Raw genomic sequence first — 15819 nt, 5'->3', positions numbered from 1 at the left:
TTAATTGAATTTCCGGGAAAATTCCTGTGTTTTTTCAGCGAAATATATAAACAATCGCCACAGATTCTATACCATATGCAGGCGTCCAGGGAGGTCGAGCTCGAGGGGCACATTATCGACTCGGGCATCATGACCAGGGTTTTTGACAGGATAATGGACTTAGGCGGAAATTTCGAGATCGTCATCTTCGACGTGGGGAAGCGGAAGACCGACCCGAGCTATGCGCGTCTCCGGGTCAACGCGGACGACGACGCACAACTCGACCAGATCCTCTCGGAGATACACCGCTTCGGGGCCCGCCTCCTGGAGATCAAGGACGTCGCCATAGTGCCTGCGGAGGGAAATTCCATCGTGCCCAAGGGATTCTATTCCACCACCCACCACCCGACCCTGGTCAAGTTCCGGGGAGAATGGCTCCCGGTCCAGTGGATCGAGATGGACTGCCTGATCGTCGTCGACCCCGGGGCCATGGCCGCACGCTGCACCCCGCTCTCCAAGCTGAAGAAAGGCGACTGCGTGGTAGTGGGCGAGACCGGGGTGAAGGTGGTCCCCCCCGAACGGCCGAGGAAGGTCTCCACCTTCGAGTTCATGCACGGGACGGTCTCCCCCGAGCGCCCGAGCGAGACGATCATCTCCCAGATAGCGTCCGAGATCCTGGAGATCCGGCGCCGGGGCGAGAGGATCGCCCTCGTGGGCGGGCCCGCCATCATCCACACCGGGGCGGACCGGGCGACGGCGGAGCTGGTGCGGAAGGGTTACATCAACGTCCTCCTCGCGGGGAACGCCCTCGCCACCCACGACATCGAGTACAACCTCTTCGGAACCTCGCTCGGGATGAATATGTGCACCGGAAAACCGGTCACCGGGGGGCACAAGCACCATCTCTACGCCATCAGCGAGGTGATGCGGGCGGGGTCGATCAGAAAAGCCGTCGAGAACGGGGTGATCACGGGAGGTATAATGTACGAGTGCGTGAAGAACGACGTGCCCTTCGTGCTCGCGGGGTCGATCCGGGACGACGGGCCCCTCCCCGACGTGATCACCGACGTGATGGTCGCCCAGGACCGGATGCGGGAGGAGATCAAGGACGTGGGACTGGTCCTGATGGTCGCGACCCTCCTCCACTCCGTAGCGGTGGGGAACTGCCTGCCCTCGTACGTCAAGACGATCTGCGTGGACATCAACCCCTCCTCGGTGACCAAGCTGATGGACCGGGGCACGATGCAGGCGATCGGGGTGGTGAGCGACGCGGGGACCTTCCTCCCCCTGCTCTTGAAACAGCTCGACCTCCAGAGCGGCGAAACAGAAGAATAACCATCTTTTTTCGAAATCATATAATGGAGTGCCGGACCCTGGGTCTTCACCAGGTCTGACGCGGAGAGGTGCGCGACTTTCAGGTAGTCTTCGCCCCGTTCCTGTGAGTGCAGCAGACTAAACACTTTTTTCTTGAATTCATGCAATGAAGGGCTGGATCAGCCGGGCGTCCGGAGCGGCGAAGGTATACGGGAATGAATATGCCTGGGCTGTCGTCGGTTCTGATGGGGAGTGCCGGGCGAGAGTGAACGAACCTCACGTACCGACAGCCGGAAGATCATTTCGGGTTACCCAGTTTCAAGGATACCGCATCGATGAGCTGCCGATGGCAGGGTCGGAAACCCCGGGAATGCCAGGAAAAAAACAGGGCGTTCACACCGCCGGAATATTCCGTCCCGACCTATCTCGTGAGGGGCATGCAGTACGGGCGCTCGTGCTCCATCACGAACTCCCACTCTTTTTTGCACCCGCAGTCCTGCCCGAAGAGGTTTGCGAGCAGGTCCCGGTCTCCGTTCAGGGTATAGTCCCGGATCCCCCGGGTGATCTCCTTGTCGCAGGCCCCGCAGTTGTGGGCCCCCCGGGAGTACCCGCCTCCCACCGGGTCGCACTGCACGTGCACCGGCGAGTCCAGGAGGATTGCGAGCACACTCCAGAGGTACGGGGGCCGGTACTCCCCCTTCTTCCAGTACCGTTCGAGCTCGGTCCGCCGCTGCACTGAACAGGGGTTCATGGAGATGATGTCCGCGAGCCCTTCGATCTCCCGGATGGACCGGTTCATGTCCTCCACCGCCTCCCGCTCGGTGAGGAACAGGGGTTTATGGAGGAGATAGGCCTTGACGCCCGCACCGCCGCTCCGGGCCGCTCCCACCGCCCGGCGGAAGTCCTCCATGGTGAACCCTTTCTGGATCGACTTCTCCCGGATGTCATCGTTTGTGGTCTCGAGGCCCATGGCCACGTAGAACGGCCGGTCCCAGTCGCCGGTATCGATGGCGTCCCGGAACGCGGCGACGGTCTCTTCCCGGACGTATTCGGGCCTGGTCTCGGCGATGACCACCTTGCCGGAGAAGAGCTTCCCTGCCCGCTCCCATACCGGCGGGGGGACCTCGGCCGGGTCGAAGAAACTTCCCGAGGTGTAGACCTTCACCATCTGCACCTCCGCAAGATCGTAGTTCGCGTCGATCCAGGCGAGCTGGGAGCAGAGGAGTGCATCGAGCGGCCTTCCGGTCCCGGGAGCGTACCGCTCGTGCCGGTAGCTGCACATCCTGCACCGGTTCCACGCACACCCTCCGGTCCGGAGAATCACGGTAAGGGACTCGAGGATCTCTTCCCGGTGGCGGTCTTTTCCCCGCCACGAGGCGAGGGGCTTTTCCAGGGGCCCGGACGTGCTCATATCCGGTAATGATTCGGTCTCTTTGTATTTACCTTCCGCAGTTCCTGCACATTATCCCGGTATCCGACGCGGGATGGATTGGTAGAACCGGAAAGGTATTCAATTGCAGAACGAGAAGCTATTACAAGTGTGGCGGTCTTTCCTCCCGTAACAGACAGCGCTCTCGCGGGTGTCCCGGAAAGACCACGGTTCATACAACCAGTTCCAGTAAACACGAGGGTATAATATGAAGGCAACGCGCAGCGCCTCTTCGGGGATCCCGAAGATATCCCTAATCATCATAGCGGTCCTGCTCCTGGTGGTCCCGGCGATGGCATACGAGATCATCATCGATGCGCCGACGAGTCTTCCCAAGGGCCAGCCCCTGGTCGTCAACGGGACGACCACGCTCCCGCCCGGGGTGAGCGTGGATATCGTGCTCTACCGGTCGCAGTATACTTCGGAGGAGCTCTCCCGCCAGACGGTCACCATCCAGGCCGACAAGGTATTCACGGTGATCTTCGATACCAAGAACCTCGAGAAAGGCCAGTACAAGGTGGAGGTCCCTGTAGCGACAGGCACGGGGATCTCGTACCTCGGGGATTCCGTCACCATGAGAGTGGTCCAGATCACCGACCGGACCGACGAGATCGTGATCAAGAGCCCGATGAAGCAGGAGAACACCGGGGTACTGAGCGTCCGGGGTTCGATCACCGGCCTCGGGAACTCCGGAGTACAGATCAGCGTGATCGGCCCGGACGAGACGACCGTCTTCGGGCCCCAGTACATCAAGACGGGCGAGGACGGGTCGTTCTCCCAGAACGTGCCGATCACGAAGGAGGGGACCTACGAGGTGAGTTTCACCGACGCGAAGGGCTACATCGGCACGGTGACCTTCACGGTATACGAAAAGACCGTGGCGACCACCATCCCCACCACCGTCCCGACGTCCGCTCCGGCCCTCTCCGCGACGACCACCTCGTCCTACGACAACCCGGCGTATTTCCTGGTGACCACCGGGACCGGTCCGGTGAAGGTGTACACCTCCTCGGGAGTCGACTGGGTCATCGAGTACCCCGACCCCTCGGGGGTCGTCCAGAAGGTGAACCTCATGGGCCAGCTCGAGGGTGAATCGGTCACCCTCCAGGGCATCGGCGACACCGTCCCGATCAAGGTCTATCCCTACCGGATGTCGGACCAGGGGATCGTGACGCTCTCCGCCGAGGGAGCGACCGCGGTGGTCGTGGCCACCGGGGTGCCCGCGACGTTCGAGCCCACCGCGTCGCCCACCACCCAGTCGCCCCTTCCCCTCCCCCTCATCCTGGTGGCGCTCGGGGCCTGCGGGCTGCTCGTGGCGTACCGGATGAAACACAGATAATTCTTTTTCTTTCCGGCGTAGAGATGCCGGATTTCCCGGGAATTCATTCTTTTGTGTGAAGATATCCAGCACGGGTATAGTGTCAACAGATATACGGGAAGAACAACGTTTTTTTGGTCCGGTGCCGATTATATTATTCCGGGCCGGGGTAGTCTAGTCCGGGAAGGCGGTGGTCTTGAAAACCACTGGTGCCCTGCACCTCAAGAGTTCAAATCTCTTCCCCGGCGTAATCGGTTTTTTTACTCTTTCTCTTTTACATTAGCCTTTATACTAGACAAAGAGAGAAGGTGATTTCCTTATTCAAGCCGCACTTCATCAGGCTTTGATATAAAGTATTTTTCATAGATTTCCTTGTAATCCTCCAAAGCCCGCTTTCGATGTTCCGCTAGAAAATCAGATATAGCATCAGGATCAACTCCAAGGTTTTGAAGGAAATTTTCAAGACTCTTAGACTCTTCCATTGCTCTGTATATTTTCGATTTTGATGTTTCTGGGCTTAAAGATATAATAATATATTCAATCATTGGCTCCTTAACAAATCGTTGAACAGTTCTTATGAACTCTTTCCGTCTTTCTTTTTCAATAATTTCTTTATATTGTGGAGGTTTTACCTCCTCCATCAAAGATTCAATATATTTTCGTAAAGAATTGGTAATTTCTTTTAATTCCTTAACCTGTTCTTGAATATCATTAAAATCTTTTTCAGTTCTTATGCGTGTAAGATAATCTGCAAAAAGTCCTGCTAATTGTTCCCTTAAATAATTCGAGATATCATCGAAATTCTCGAAAGTTTTTAAGAACATTGTTTGTTGATGAATAAGGATGGAATCAAGTAATTTAAACACATTTTTATGACTAACGTGGGCATATTCAATCTCTCTATCAATATTCTTCTGATATGTTTTATATTCCGTGTAAACTGCCTTATCAACAAAAATAAATGTAGGGATTCCTTTCTCAACAGCGGTTTCAAATTCTTTTTTTGTGACTGAATTGTAAAACTCACTTTCTTCATCGGTTCCCGTTTTTTGATCATATGAGGATGGATTCCCATAATAACCCCCAATGATTAAGACCAGTAGGTGACAATTTTTAATCTCCTGATAACACGATTCATCAAGTGGTTTTCTCGGAGAATAAGGAATATCTCCTCTCTCAAATAATACGGGTTCAAATCCCATATCTTCGAAAAAAAATTTTAAATTTTCCCGAATATGTTTAAGATCATAATATGTTGAGCTCACAAATACTCTTGGTCTAACCATTTTTCCCCATTAATATGAATTTTATTTTATTATTATAATCTTCTCATATGTTAAGGTGAATTTATGAGTTAACTGAAGAAGGCGCTAGTATGTACAAAGAATATTTGAATATTTTTAAAAAGGCTATAATTATGAATTGTTGGATAATCATGAAAATTCCAAATATAATTGAAAAACCCATGACAATATTTATCCAAAAAAATATAACTCCGTAAACTCCAAAGCTTTCCAAATACGAGGATTGTAAGGGAGTATTTCCTTTAACAAATTCAGAAAGTGCATAGCCCGCTAGGATCAATGCGATAGTCCCAATTAATAAATTTCCAGCCCCGTAACGGAACCAATCACGAATTTTTAATCGATATATTGCGGAACTAATTAAAATAGAACGCTTTTTCGCGTATAACGGGAAATTGACTTGAACTGCTTTTATTATCTGTTTATTTTTATAACGATTTAGCAGTTCATAATAGGTATTTTCAGAAATATCATCTGCTGTAAAATAAACGTATTTATTCCATACGTTAATGTTAATTTTATGATCAAATCCGTTATTGACGATATATTCCAATAACTCCCCAGATATTCTTTGATACTTTACAATGCTTAATTGAACAGCAGAATATGAAAAAAATTTGCTATTTATCAAATTTTTTAGGTTATCTACACTTAAATTTCGATAATCTCGTAAAAATTTTTGTACATCATTTACCGATCTATTCTCTAATTCTCTAAAGAAATTGGTGACAGCAGGTATTTTTTTCAAAATAAATCGATCTTTAATTAAATCTCGAATTAAATTCCAATTAGAGGCTATTAATATTATTATTGCAAGAGAGCTGAAAAAAACAATATACCCCTCAGATGATCCCGTAATGTAAATGATTATAGTAAAAATTAAGAAAATAATTGATAATCCAAATTCTAAAGGGACCTCGATTCCATATCGGGTAAATAAACGGTAAATAACTTTCAATAAGGGCTCTAAATGGGGAAGGACTAATGAAGAACATTTGTCTCTTATTTCCTCATCTTTCATTGGTAATAGTAAATTAGTATAGGAGTATATCAATATTAATCTCAACAATTAATCCCAATCAATAAACTCGCAATTTCTGATAGTCGAACAAACCTTTTTTTCGATAATTTTTGAGGGTGCGAATCGGGAAGTCAAAACCTTAGGTGATTCCTTTTGTCATCACGTATGTGTGGGAGCACACGGCCCTGTAAGACCCCCCTGATTTAATCCTTTGAATGATTGTACATTCCCAAAACCTCGCAATCGTGAAATTTTTAGAATATATTATCGCTGATATTGAACAAAAGTACGAAGTATGAAATTCATATATATCGCCGGAATCATTGTTGGAGGGTTTATTGCATTTCTTGGCCTCCTGTGGTTTCTCCAGGGGACCGGGATCCTTCATCTGCGTCCCGTAGTGTGTGCCACGAACTGCGAAGAGATCGTCGGCACATCCCTGACCTGGGCAATAACCGGGGCGGTTGCGCTTATTATCGGATCTTTCATCGCGGTCATGAGTGTACAACGATTAAGAATGCCCCCGGAATAACCCCCACCCTTTCATTCCCCGGGGAATAGCCGGGCAGTCGTCTCCCCCGCTTCCCGCAACCATTCCCGTCTCTGCTCCTCCGTGCTCGTCACCACGACCGAGAACATGCGCCGGTGAAACACCGGGACCCCGCAGAATGAGAATATGCAGGTGTTCCAGAGATTCTCCAGCGGGTCGCCGAACACCTCCCGCTCCCGATCCGGCGGCGTGTTCGCGGTGTTCAGGACGAGGGCTGCCTTTGCCCGCAGGAGTCCGACCGGAACCCCTTCACCTGAATCTCCTTCGAGGAACCGGTACGCCACGCCGGGCCTGATGACCCGGTCTATCCAGCCCTTAAGGATTGCAGGCGGCTGGCCCCACCAGTCCGGATGGATGACGACGATGCCCTCCGCTTCCGCAAGTTCGGCGCAGTGGACGGCGATATCGGGGGCAAGGACCGCGTCCCTGGAAATTTCCGGAAAGGGAAGGACCGGATCGAACCCCTCCGCATACAGGTCGTGGAATATCACCGAGTGGCCGTTGCCTTCCAGGGTGTTCACCACCGTCGTCGCAAGGGCGTGGTTGAAGCTGCCGGGGTGCGGGTGTGCGAGAATTGCCAGAATTTTCTTGGGGTTGCACGGGTTCATATCTGTACCATTCAGTCCATTTTGGAAAAATTTTCTTTATAAAGAATTAATTGTTCGATTTAATCTCCATAATGAATTCTTTGCCTTGAACTATGTTCTAAGACCTCATGAGATCCAATCGGGTGATTTCATCATCCTGAGATCCAATCGGGTGATTTCATCATCCTGAGATCCAATCGGGTGATTTCATCATCCTGAGATCCAATCGGGTGATTTCATCATCCTGAGACCCTACCGGGTGATTTCATCCGGACTGAGGCCTGGTCCGGAGTTTTTACCTCTTTGTCCAGCGCATTCGAGTGCGACCCGGGAAGTCAAAACCGGGATGATTTCTTCTGGTGCCAGCACGCAGTCCTGATTGTCTTGAAATATTCGACAACTTCGGTATGACCATATTCGTGGGCGATATCACAGAGTATATCCTCGAAAATGGCGATGCTTGTTTCCGGTGAACGAATCCCGTGTTTGAATTCGTCCCAGGCCATATCTGCCCTCTGCTGGTAATTCATCTGGTTTAACACATTCCGGATGTATACTAAAATGGGGTATATATAATTTTATATATCTGTAAGCTGATTGGCAATTGCCTCATAACATCCATAGTGGATTTGGGGGGCCAGGCGTAATGGAGTGTGGCAGAAATGCCGGGAGGTCTCCCCCTCCTGCTCTACGCCTGTTGGTGGGTCCGCACGACCCTGTGAGACTCCCTTTTCGAGTTCATTTCGCTCAGTTCATAAGGTGAAAAATCTATTTCTAGAGGGCTATCCATGGTCCGAGATCCCTACTCATCCATGATACGGTTACTCGCCGTGAACCTGGCAACCAACGGCTTATTCGACGATTTCGTCCGCGAAAAAGTCGATATGATGAACGATTCGGACCCCGACCAAATCCGGCGTGCCCTCAAAGGAATCCTGGCAGCCGGCGATAAGGGGCGCAATTAACCGGCGCGGGGCGACGCCCGCGGGAAAACCGCGTTTTTTATATATAAATTGGTATAACCTAAGATCATCCCTCCACGATCCAGCGCGGGACCGTGCCGGGAACAGGCCTTGAACAGTCTTTTATCGCCTGGCCGGGGAGTCTTTAACCCCCCATGTTACCCCGGCTCTCTCTTATTGCTGTTACGGGACGCGTGCTACGGCGAACGCAATGAGATCTGTCGTGAGCCGGCCGGCTTTTTTCCCATCGAAATACAGGGCCCGGTATTCTTCCGACGTCACGCTCCTGATCTCGACAAATCCCCGATCCGCCAGGAACCCGGCGATCTCCCCGTCCGGGACCCCGAATTGTATCGGTTCACCCGCGCCCTTTGAAAATTCCCGGATGTTGCCCGCGATCTGCCGTGTGTCTGTTCCGTCCACCAGCGAGAGCGGGTAGTAATCGAACAGAACGACGCTCCCCTTCCCGGAATTCCGGACGATGAACGAGAAGATGTCGTCAACAATTACGGGCGACAGGTACATCGTCAGCCCTTCGAGGATGAAGAGCGTGGGTAAAGTACGCGTATATCCTGCGGCATCAAGCGTGTCGAAAAGACTGTCCCGGCCAAAATCGGCCGGCACATACGCGACATGGTCCGGGAGTGTGCCGAATATCCCGCGGACCCTCTCCTTCTTGATACGCTGGGTCAACGGGTGGTCCACTTCGAAAACCCGGACCCCTGCCAGTCCCGGAATCCGGTACGCCCGGCTGTCGTATCCGGCCCCCAGAATAACCACCTGTGGGATCCCTGTCGCGGCAACCGTTGTCACGAAATCATCGAAATACCGGACCCGTGCCACGATGGATCCCGCGAGACCGGGGAACACCCGCTCGACCTCCAAAGCCTTCTTCTTTCTCTCCTCCGGGTGTTCCCGTGCGGCGGCAAGGATTGCAGGGTCGATAAACCGGACGGCGTACGGGTCGTAACAGATCCGTTCTTCTTCGGGACGAAGAGATTCCGACACCCGACGTAACACAACCAGTTCCGCAGTTTTGCTGGGGTCAGTCAGGGTCTTCCGTGTTCCAAATTCCCGCTGGATCTCTTCCATGGTTTCACCGGATTACCTGGTAGGTACTAGGTAGCTCCATAGTGAAATTAAAGAGTCAGACATGAGTGAGGGACCTCAAACAGTTCAAAAATTTCCCTGCTCTTGTGCCGACAGGCACACGGATTTTTCGTGTTCAAAGGGTCCTTGAAAATGAAGGGTAAAACTATCAGCTTTCGCGGCAATGGTTGTCTATGGGTGTCATCTCATCCCTCTATGCCGACTATAAACGGTTGCAGGAGGAATTGTACGATTCCCAGGGGACGAAGAAATGGGATGAAAAAACCCGGCGATACTATTCGGTATTAAAAAGGCTCTTCCCGCATCGCAAATAGACTCTATTTTTTAGCAATTAACGCAACAACCGGATAGGATATCCGATTACCGGAGAAAAAAGGCGAATCTCTCTTATAAAAAAGGATGCACTATTCGACAAGTTTTTTCGCTTCCTCGAGCGGGACGGCGACAAGGGTCTCGAGCGTCATATTGTCTCCCCTTTTTATCGCCATTTTCATGATGTCTTTCTCATTCGGGGCTTCAATCACGGCAATGGCATCGTATTTTCCGAGTGTCCAGTAGAGCCCGTGAAACTTGATCCCTGCTTTCTTGTCTTCCTCAACCCATGCAAGATTCTCTGCGACGACCGCTTTGGTCAGTTTCTTTTTGAATTTTACCAGCGAAATAAAATACATGGTTCTCACCTCTCACCCATCGATGGGCAGGGAATACCACAGGGAAATAATATTTAAAGTTACCTCCTGCCGGGCGGTCAGGGCCCTGAAGATATCTTTATTATGCCCAATCCATATCCTCCCTCATGTCTCCTCATGGAAAGATCCTCATCTGCATCGCATTCCTCTGCATGGCAACGGTGCTGCTCGCAGGCTGCATCACCGCCCAGCCGGAACTGGCCATCCTCTCCCCCCAGGATAACGCGGTGGTGAACGGAAGCTCGGTGACGGTTACGGTCGCGGTGATGAACTTCAAGCTGGTGGACAAGATCGGCCAGGCGAATGTACCCGGAGAGGGGCATCTCGTCTACTTCCTCGACATCGTCCCTCCCACCGACCAGGGACTGCCGGTGGCCGCCGCCCTGGAGAGGACGTTCGCGACGACCGAGACCACCTACGCCTGGGAGAATGTAGGGGTGGGCCAACACGTGCTGGGGGTGGAACTGGTGAACAATGATGATACCCCGCTCAATCCGCCGGTATCGGGCACGGTCACGGTGATGCTCCAGCAGCCCGGCCTGACCGCATGCACCCAGCCCTCGGACTGCGTCCCTGCCCAGTGCTGCCACCCGACGAGCTGTATCAACAAGGACTACAAGGAGGTCTGCACCGTGTTCTGCACCGCGAGCTGCGAAGGGCCGATCGACTGCGGGGCCGGGACCTGCGGGTGCGTGAACGGGCAGTGTGGGGTGATCCCCTCGAATCTGACCGGGTAACCGGTGAGAAAAGGGTCATTCACCGGATACTCTCTTTTTTCGGTAAAGCTTCCCCGGTTGTATCCGCGGCCGGACATGTCGTACACACGAGTTCCCGGTGTACCCTCCCGGGTAGTTTCGTGTTGGTCCTTATATGCCGGGTATTTCCGGGAAAGGAGTGATGGCAGGGGCAGGTTCTTCGAGACACAGGAGATGAAAGGGAGATGATGGATATACACGGTATCCTTAACCTGCCTGGATCTCCGGGGGAGCAAGGGGGTGGGAGAGTCGATTTATCGGAGTGTGGGATTTTCCCGTGATGAACTGAAAGGACCGCTCGCAGGGAATGACATCCCAACGGCACGGGAACCAAAAAAAGAAATAAATTATTTTGAGGATTTACGGAAGTGTGGGATTTTCCCGTGATGAACTGAAAGGACCGCTCCCGCACGGGATGATACTCCAACGGCACGGGAACCAAAAAAAGAAATAAACTATTTTGAGGGATTCACGGGGGTTATGGGGCGATATTTTCGTACGTATTACCTGTAATAGTGCCGCCGCCGTTGTAGAACCCGAGATTGTAAATTCCGCCTCCCCGGCCCGGGGCGCTTGCCGTATTGCCCGTGATGGAGGAATCATCGTACAGGTTCAGGATCTGGTTATTGGCATTGTAAACCCCGCCGCCAGATCCCAGTCGTGCCACATTTCCAGCGATGGAGGAATCGCCGTACATGCTCACACTACCGATATAATTGTCGATACCTCCGCCATCGCGATTTGCCGTGTTGCCCGTAATGGAACTGTCTGCGTTCATGACGACAATGCCATGCTCGTTGTTGATCCCTCCCCCGTAGTTCCCGGTGTTATTGGAGATCGCAGTCCCGGCGTTCATGATCAGCGTGCTTTGAGTATTATAGATGCCGCCGCCGTAGGTGAACGCCGTATTGTTCGAAACATGACTTCCGCTGTTCAGGGTAGCGTTCCCGTAATAATTGTCGATCCCTCCGCCATTCCTCGCGCGATTGAACGAGACAGAACTTCCCTGGTTCATGACCAGGGTCCCTACATAATTACAGATTCCTCCGCCGTAATTACCGCCATAATTATCGCTCACGGAGCTCTCCCCGTTCATGACAACCGTGCCGTGGTAGTTGTTGATACCTCCGCCCTTATCCCCGGCGCTGTTTCCGGACACGGAGCTCCCCTCATTCAGGACTACAGTACCCCAGTCGTTCTGAATGCCGCCGCCGTACAGGGCCGCGTTATTCCCGGTGACGGAAACATCGTCGAGGGTTACCGTCCCGCCGGTGTTGTAGATGCCTCCGCCGGAAGTTGCGTTGCCGTTCGTGATGGTCAACCCGGCGAGGACCACATCGGCGTAATCAATCGCAACGACCGTTCCGTCCCCGGCCCCGTCGCCGGTCGTATCACCGTTGATGACAGTCTCCCCTCCGCCATATCCCCCCATGATGGTCAGGTCGTTGTCGATCACCACGTTCTCGTTCCAGGTACCCTGCTTCATGAGGATGATGCAGCCGTCCACCGATGCATCAACCGCCTGCTGGAGCGAAGCACTACAGGTCCCGACTCCCAGCATGCACAATGCAATGAGGGCTATCAATACTATCAAAGGTCGTGAACCGTTCACAGGGATCCCCCTATGTGTTCTGGTTTTATTGTACTGCAATAAGAGTTTCGTATTAATTCCTGCGACAGGTACCCCTTCCCGCGAGTCCCGGGAGGAGCCGGCCAACGGTCCGGGACAAACACCGTCGGATGAACCCTGGGATCATTGCAGGGCATCGGACAAAAATCATGCACTGTCTCCACGGGTATGTTGAACAGAGGAGTGCGGAATCTTGCGGAGTCTTCGCAAATCGATACTATTAACATCAGTCGAAAATTGTAGTAGTATGCTGAGAAGGAGAAGACAGGAAGGGGAGTGTTGATGAAAAAACTCGTAATTATTTTCCTTGCGTGTGCATTCCTCCCGGGATTATCACTTGCCGACCACGGCATTCCTGCAGTACCGGAGACGCAGGGGTTCGAGATATCCACGGCAGTCTATACAATCGGGAATTTCGCATCTGATTCCGAACTCCAATGGAGCATCACCGATGATCCCGAAGGGCTCCCGGGGGTTCCGCCGCTGGCGATCCTGAATGCTTCGATTTACACGTCGAGCTACACCGAACACACGTTATCAGGAGGAGAGGGCCTCGTGTATTACCAAAAGGAACTCGATGTCGATACTATCGGGCAGGTCGACGGCCAGTACAATGTCAGGGCGGACAAGCAACTGGCATTCGTAGGTATTGACGGCGCACGCGTCACATCGGAGGACTCAATCCTGGTGGACGGGGCATCGAACCGCTATCTGGCCGACGAAGTGATGATTTGTCCCTTCACCGCCGATGCAATTGTCGTCATCCCCTCATACTGCAACATCGCACAAGCCGGGAGCCTGATCGACATGTCGGTCGCAAACGTCCGTACTACCTCCACCGACCGTTTCGTGACAACATCCGGGGATATCCCCGTGGAATTGAATCATGATATAAGTGTCACCGAGTTCACCGCAGGCGTACCTTCCCTGGGGACCGCATCCGCCGGTATCGGTGTCTCTATCCAGGAGGGGAGAGGCAGGTTCATGACGTTTGACGGGGGGAATATCATCCTCTTGTTCCCGGACGACCTTGCCGAACACCTTGAATACTCCGAAGATACTACGGCTACTGGAGAGATCACCAGTTTTAGAAAACAGATGCATTACGAATCTGCACTTTGATAACTCTTTTTTTTTCACAAATTAGTCTATCCGGACGAACGGTCTTCTCCCGCCCGCGGTGGCGTATGCCCCGCACTCTGGACATTTGTACATCCGGGGGAGCTGCCCAAACGGCGTCCCCGGGGAGACACCCTGCCGGGGGTCCCCGCGTTCCGGGTCGTAGATGTAGCCGCAGATGATACACCGGTACCGGGGAGAAGCTCGCACCGCCATGCCCTCTCCTTTGACCCGAATCGGTTATCAGGCTTTCTCCGGGGAGTGCGGCGCAATGGAACAATCAGTTCATTTATCTGGAGTAACCGACCATAGTACCCACTACGCAGGTGCAGACGAATGTGTATTGCAATCCCGGCAGAAGTGCTTGAGATAAGAGACGGAAATGTTGGCCTGGTGGACTACGGCGAACTCCAGCAGGAGGTCCGGCTCGACCTGGTCGACGCGAAGGTGGGAGAGTTCGTGCTCGTGCACGTCGGCTTTGCCATCCAGAAACTGAGCCGCGAGGAAGGCCTGGAGACGAGAGAGATCTTCAGGCAGGTCTACGCGGCCCTCGAAGAATAATCCTTTTTCGTTATTTCCCTGTTTTTCCCGTATTTCCCAGAGCAGAGCAGACCCCGCCCTCGGGGCCCCGGTCCCTTATGTTCGATCCTTACTCTCCTAGCGTTCTCTCCCGGGGAGTCCTTCTGTCCCCGGCGTCCTTTTCGCGAATTACGGTTCTCCGGGTGTGTGCGCACGAATCCGGAGCAATAATCTTATCATCTGTGCGATGGAGATATAGTACCGGAAAGGAAGTATAATAATGGATAAAACTGGTGTCGCAAGCCTGATTGCGGGCATAATACTGGTAATTCTCGGGGGGTTGGGAATCTGGTACTTCCTCCCCGAGGTGATATTGTTCGTAGAGGGAGTTATCGGCATTCTCGCTCTGATTATCGGGATTTTCCTCCTCATATTCGGGGCAATCCTGATAAAAGACTAACCCTCCCTTTTTACCCCGGCCGGCCGGCGTGCCCCGCGGTGTCACCGATTTCCGGATTTACCGGTTAAAATGTCAGGATATAAACAATAATATGTGGAAACGCAATACAAAGAGTACTACTGAGCACAGGTTACAGAGATCATGAGAGAACAAATACTGCTGATACTTCTGATGTTTTCGCTCATTGGAAACGTTTACCTGCTATTCTTCGATCATTCGGACCTGGATGCAAATATGGACGATGTCCTGAACGGCTCGTTCCCCGAGAACCTTACGTTGTTTGGAAAAGAGCTCAATTTTTCGTTCCCCTTCCCCTCGAACATCTCCATTCTCGGAAAGAGTTTCAACCTTTCGATACCGGTCCCGGATAACCTTACCCTGATGGGAACCGAGTTCAATGGGTCGTCGCGGACCCCGGCGACCCGGGCGACGGAGGTCGTCACCACGACGGTCACCACTGCGACCCCCACCCCGACCCGGACCAGGACCCCCACTCCGACGCAGACTCCGAAACCGACCCCGACACCGGACCCGAATGCATGGAAGGACTATAGCAACGCCAATTACCGGTTCAGCCTCCAGTACCCGCCCACCTGGACCCTTAATGAGAACAACGGACCGTACCCGGTTATCGAGATCGAGGCCCCCCCGCAGGACTTCTGCGACAACAGGAGCGGGGAGTGCTACCGGCTGATCACCAAGGTCACGGTCGACGTGGATACCAATCCGTTCACCACGGTCCTCGAGGACTACTTCAACGAGGCGGTCGCCACCCTGCAGCGCGATTACTCGATCACCGCCGTGAGCAAGAGTGCTCCCACGAGCCTCTCGGAGGTGAAGGCCTACCGGATAGAATACTATACCCGGGACGAGCGGGGGAACAAGCTGAACTCGGTCCTCCAGTACTACTCGGTGATCGACGGCAAGGTCTACATACTGAGCTACATGGGACCCTACTCCCAGTATGACGACAGTATCTACCAGGTGAACAAGCCCGACGCCCGGAATATTTTCTTAAGCTTCATCGTAGACAGGGAGTTTCGGGAGATCTCCTGATCGGACCCCGGCCGGAA

17 protein-coding genes and 1 tRNA gene are annotated in these 15819 nt (G+C 52.8%); 10 read left to right on the top strand and 8 right to left on the bottom strand.

The annotated features are described in order from the left end of the window. The first annotated feature begins 75 nt into the window (after positions 1 to 75). Complete coding sequence (locus tag J2741_RS01795) at positions 76 to 1314, top strand: ornithine cyclodeaminase (RefSeq protein ID WP_209673343.1); 1239 nt, start codon at positions 76 to 78, stop codon at positions 1312 to 1314. Positions 1315 to 1714: 400 nt separating this feature from the next. On the opposite strand, the gene J2741_RS01790 is transcribed toward J2741_RS01795, so the two are convergent. Continuing rightward, positions 1715 to 2704 (bottom strand): archaeosine biosynthesis radical SAM protein RaSEA, encoded by a 990-nt coding sequence (locus J2741_RS01790; protein WP_209673342.1) that lies wholly within the window; start codon positions 2702 to 2704, stop codon positions 1715 to 1717. 226 nt (positions 2705 to 2930) lie between these two features. Here J2741_RS01790 and J2741_RS01785 point away from each other — a divergent pair, with 226 nt between their 5' ends. Both J2741_RS01785 and J2741_RS01780 read left to right on the top strand, forming a co-directional pair. Further along, positions 2931 to 4061 carry a hypothetical protein gene (locus J2741_RS01785; protein WP_209673341.1) on the top strand — a complete coding sequence of 377 codons (1131 nt, stop codon included), beginning with the start codon at positions 2931 to 2933 and terminating at the stop codon, positions 4059 to 4061. Between the two features lie 142 nt (positions 4062 to 4203). Continuing rightward, positions 4204 to 4288: transfer RNA gene (locus tag J2741_RS01780), tRNA-Ser, on the top strand. A 69-nt stretch (positions 4289 to 4357) separates the two neighbouring features. Here J2741_RS01780 and J2741_RS01775 read toward each other — a convergent pair. Both J2741_RS01775 and J2741_RS01770 read right to left on the bottom strand, forming a co-directional pair. After that, entirely contained in the window at positions 4358 to 5326 is a 969-nt protein-coding gene (locus J2741_RS01775; protein ID WP_209673340.1) for a DUF4062 domain-containing protein, read from the bottom strand. A 61-nt stretch (positions 5327 to 5387) separates the two neighbouring features. Next, complete coding sequence (locus J2741_RS01770; protein ID WP_209673339.1) at positions 5388 to 6365, bottom strand: hypothetical protein; 978 nt, start codon at positions 6363 to 6365, stop codon at positions 5388 to 5390. A 295-nt stretch (positions 6366 to 6660) separates the two neighbouring features. Between J2741_RS01770 and J2741_RS01765 the strand changes: the two genes are divergently transcribed. Beyond that, the gene (locus tag J2741_RS01765; RefSeq protein ID WP_209673338.1) at positions 6661 to 6897 is read left to right on the top strand and encodes a hypothetical protein; all 237 of its coding nucleotides are present in this window, start codon (positions 6661 to 6663) and stop codon (positions 6895 to 6897) included. Between the two features lie 11 nt (positions 6898 to 6908). On the opposite strand, the gene J2741_RS01760 is transcribed toward J2741_RS01765, so the two are convergent. Further along, complete coding sequence (locus tag J2741_RS01760) at positions 6909 to 7523, bottom strand: NAD(P)H-dependent oxidoreductase (RefSeq protein WP_209673337.1); 615 nt, start codon at positions 7521 to 7523, stop codon at positions 6909 to 6911. A gap of 767 nt (positions 7524 to 8290) precedes the next feature. Between J2741_RS01760 and J2741_RS01755 the strand changes: the two genes are divergently transcribed. Next, positions 8291 to 8467, top strand: coding sequence for a hypothetical protein (locus J2741_RS01755; RefSeq protein ID WP_209673336.1), 177 nt, complete (start codon positions 8291 to 8293; stop codon positions 8465 to 8467). A gap of 180 nt (positions 8468 to 8647) precedes the next feature. On the opposite strand, the gene J2741_RS01750 is transcribed toward J2741_RS01755, so the two are convergent. Then, on the bottom strand, positions 8648 to 9556 hold the full coding sequence (locus tag J2741_RS01750) for an SAM-dependent methyltransferase (protein ID WP_209673335.1): 909 nt from the start codon (positions 9554 to 9556) through the stop codon (positions 8648 to 8650). Positions 9557 to 9978: 422 nt separating this feature from the next. Further along, positions 9979 to 10245, bottom strand: coding sequence for a GYD domain-containing protein (locus J2741_RS01745; RefSeq protein ID WP_209673334.1), 267 nt, complete (start codon positions 10243 to 10245; stop codon positions 9979 to 9981). A 125-nt stretch (positions 10246 to 10370) separates the two neighbouring features. Between J2741_RS01745 and J2741_RS01740 the strand changes: the two genes are divergently transcribed. Next, positions 10371 to 11000: a hypothetical protein gene (locus J2741_RS01740; protein WP_209673333.1), complete on the top strand. Its 630-nt coding sequence runs from the start codon at positions 10371 to 10373 to the stop codon at positions 10998 to 11000. 496 nt (positions 11001 to 11496) lie between these two features. Here the strand turns inward: J2741_RS01740 and J2741_RS01735 are convergent, their stop codons facing one another. Further along, entirely contained in the window at positions 11497 to 12603 is a 1107-nt protein-coding gene (locus J2741_RS01735; RefSeq protein WP_209673332.1) for a hypothetical protein, read from the bottom strand. A 327-nt stretch (positions 12604 to 12930) separates the two neighbouring features. Here J2741_RS01735 and J2741_RS01730 point away from each other — a divergent pair, with 327 nt between their 5' ends. Further along, a complete protein-coding gene (locus tag J2741_RS01730; RefSeq protein ID WP_209673331.1) occupies positions 12931 to 13770 on the top strand; it encodes a hypothetical protein in 840 nt (279 codons plus the stop codon). 21 nt (positions 13771 to 13791) lie between these two features. On the opposite strand, the gene J2741_RS01725 is transcribed toward J2741_RS01730, so the two are convergent. Beyond that, positions 13792 to 13983: a rubredoxin gene (locus J2741_RS01725; protein WP_209673330.1), complete on the bottom strand. Its 192-nt coding sequence runs from the start codon at positions 13981 to 13983 to the stop codon at positions 13792 to 13794. 120 nt (positions 13984 to 14103) lie between these two features. Here J2741_RS01725 and J2741_RS01720 point away from each other — a divergent pair, with 120 nt between their 5' ends. The 3 genes from J2741_RS01720 (at position 14104) to J2741_RS01710 (ending at position 15802) form a co-directional block, all read left to right on the top strand. Next, entirely contained in the window at positions 14104 to 14328 is a 225-nt protein-coding gene (locus J2741_RS01720; RefSeq protein ID WP_209673329.1) for a HypC/HybG/HupF family hydrogenase formation chaperone, read from the top strand. 238 nt (positions 14329 to 14566) lie between these two features. After that, positions 14567 to 14746: a hypothetical protein gene (locus J2741_RS01715; RefSeq protein ID WP_209673328.1), complete on the top strand. Its 180-nt coding sequence runs from the start codon at positions 14567 to 14569 to the stop codon at positions 14744 to 14746. Positions 14747 to 14887: 141 nt separating this feature from the next. Further along, the gene (locus J2741_RS01710; RefSeq protein WP_209673327.1) at positions 14888 to 15802 is read left to right on the top strand and encodes a PsbP-related protein; all 915 of its coding nucleotides are present in this window, start codon (positions 14888 to 14890) and stop codon (positions 15800 to 15802) included. Positions 15803 to 15819: the final 17 nt, after the last annotated feature.

The organism is Methanolinea mesophila, assembly GCF_017873855.1.
In the GTDB taxonomy this organism is placed as follows: Archaea; Halobacteriota; Methanomicrobia; order Methanomicrobiales; family Methanospirillaceae; genus Methanolinea_B; species Methanolinea_B mesophila.
Note: the sequence above shows the minus strand (reverse complement) of the source record. Positions and strands in the feature narration are given on the sequence as shown.

What these genes read in the sequence shown, in the direction of transcription:
- J2741_RS01790 (WP_209673342.1), bottom strand. Translation starts at nt 2,704, where the DNA reads ATGAGCACGTCCGGGCCCCTGGAAAAGCCCCTCGCCTCGTGGCGGGGA.
- J2741_RS01725 (WP_209673330.1), bottom strand. Translation starts at nt 13,983, where the DNA reads ATGGCGGTGCGAGCTTCTCCCCGGTACCGGTGTATCATCTGCGGCTAC.
- J2741_RS01720 (WP_209673329.1), top strand. Translation starts at nt 14,104, where the DNA reads ATGTGTATTGCAATCCCGGCAGAAGTGCTTGAGATAAGAGACGGAAAT.
- J2741_RS01710 (WP_209673327.1), top strand. Translation starts at nt 14,888, where the DNA reads ATGAGAGAACAAATACTGCTGATACTTCTGATGTTTTCGCTCATTGGA.
- J2741_RS01760 (WP_209673337.1), bottom strand. Translation starts at nt 7,523, where the DNA reads ATGAACCCGTGCAACCCCAAGAAAATTCTGGCAATTCTCGCACACCCG.
- J2741_RS01795 (WP_209673343.1), top strand. Translation starts at nt 76, where the DNA reads ATGCAGGCGTCCAGGGAGGTCGAGCTCGAGGGGCACATTATCGACTCG.
- J2741_RS01750 (WP_209673335.1), bottom strand. Translation starts at nt 9,556, where the DNA reads ATGGAAGAGATCCAGCGGGAATTTGGAACACGGAAGACCCTGACTGAC.
- J2741_RS01770 (WP_209673339.1), bottom strand. Translation starts at nt 6,365, where the DNA reads ATGAAAGATGAGGAAATAAGAGACAAATGTTCTTCATTAGTCCTTCCC.
- J2741_RS01765 (WP_209673338.1), top strand. Translation starts at nt 6,661, where the DNA reads ATGAAATTCATATATATCGCCGGAATCATTGTTGGAGGGTTTATTGCA.
- J2741_RS01745 (WP_209673334.1), bottom strand. Translation starts at nt 10,245, where the DNA reads ATGTATTTTATTTCGCTGGTAAAATTCAAAAAGAAACTGACCAAAGCG.
- J2741_RS01740 (WP_209673333.1), top strand. Translation starts at nt 10,371, where the DNA reads ATGTCTCCTCATGGAAAGATCCTCATCTGCATCGCATTCCTCTGCATG.
- J2741_RS01785 (WP_209673341.1), top strand. Translation starts at nt 2,931, where the DNA reads ATGAAGGCAACGCGCAGCGCCTCTTCGGGGATCCCGAAGATATCCCTA.
- J2741_RS01755 (WP_209673336.1), top strand. Translation starts at nt 8,291, where the DNA reads ATGGTCCGAGATCCCTACTCATCCATGATACGGTTACTCGCCGTGAAC.
- J2741_RS01730 (WP_209673331.1), top strand. Translation starts at nt 12,931, where the DNA reads ATGAAAAAACTCGTAATTATTTTCCTTGCGTGTGCATTCCTCCCGGGA.
- J2741_RS01715 (WP_209673328.1), top strand. Translation starts at nt 14,567, where the DNA reads ATGGATAAAACTGGTGTCGCAAGCCTGATTGCGGGCATAATACTGGTA.
- J2741_RS01775 (WP_209673340.1), bottom strand. Translation starts at nt 5,326, where the DNA reads ATGGTTAGACCAAGAGTATTTGTGAGCTCAACATATTATGATCTTAAA.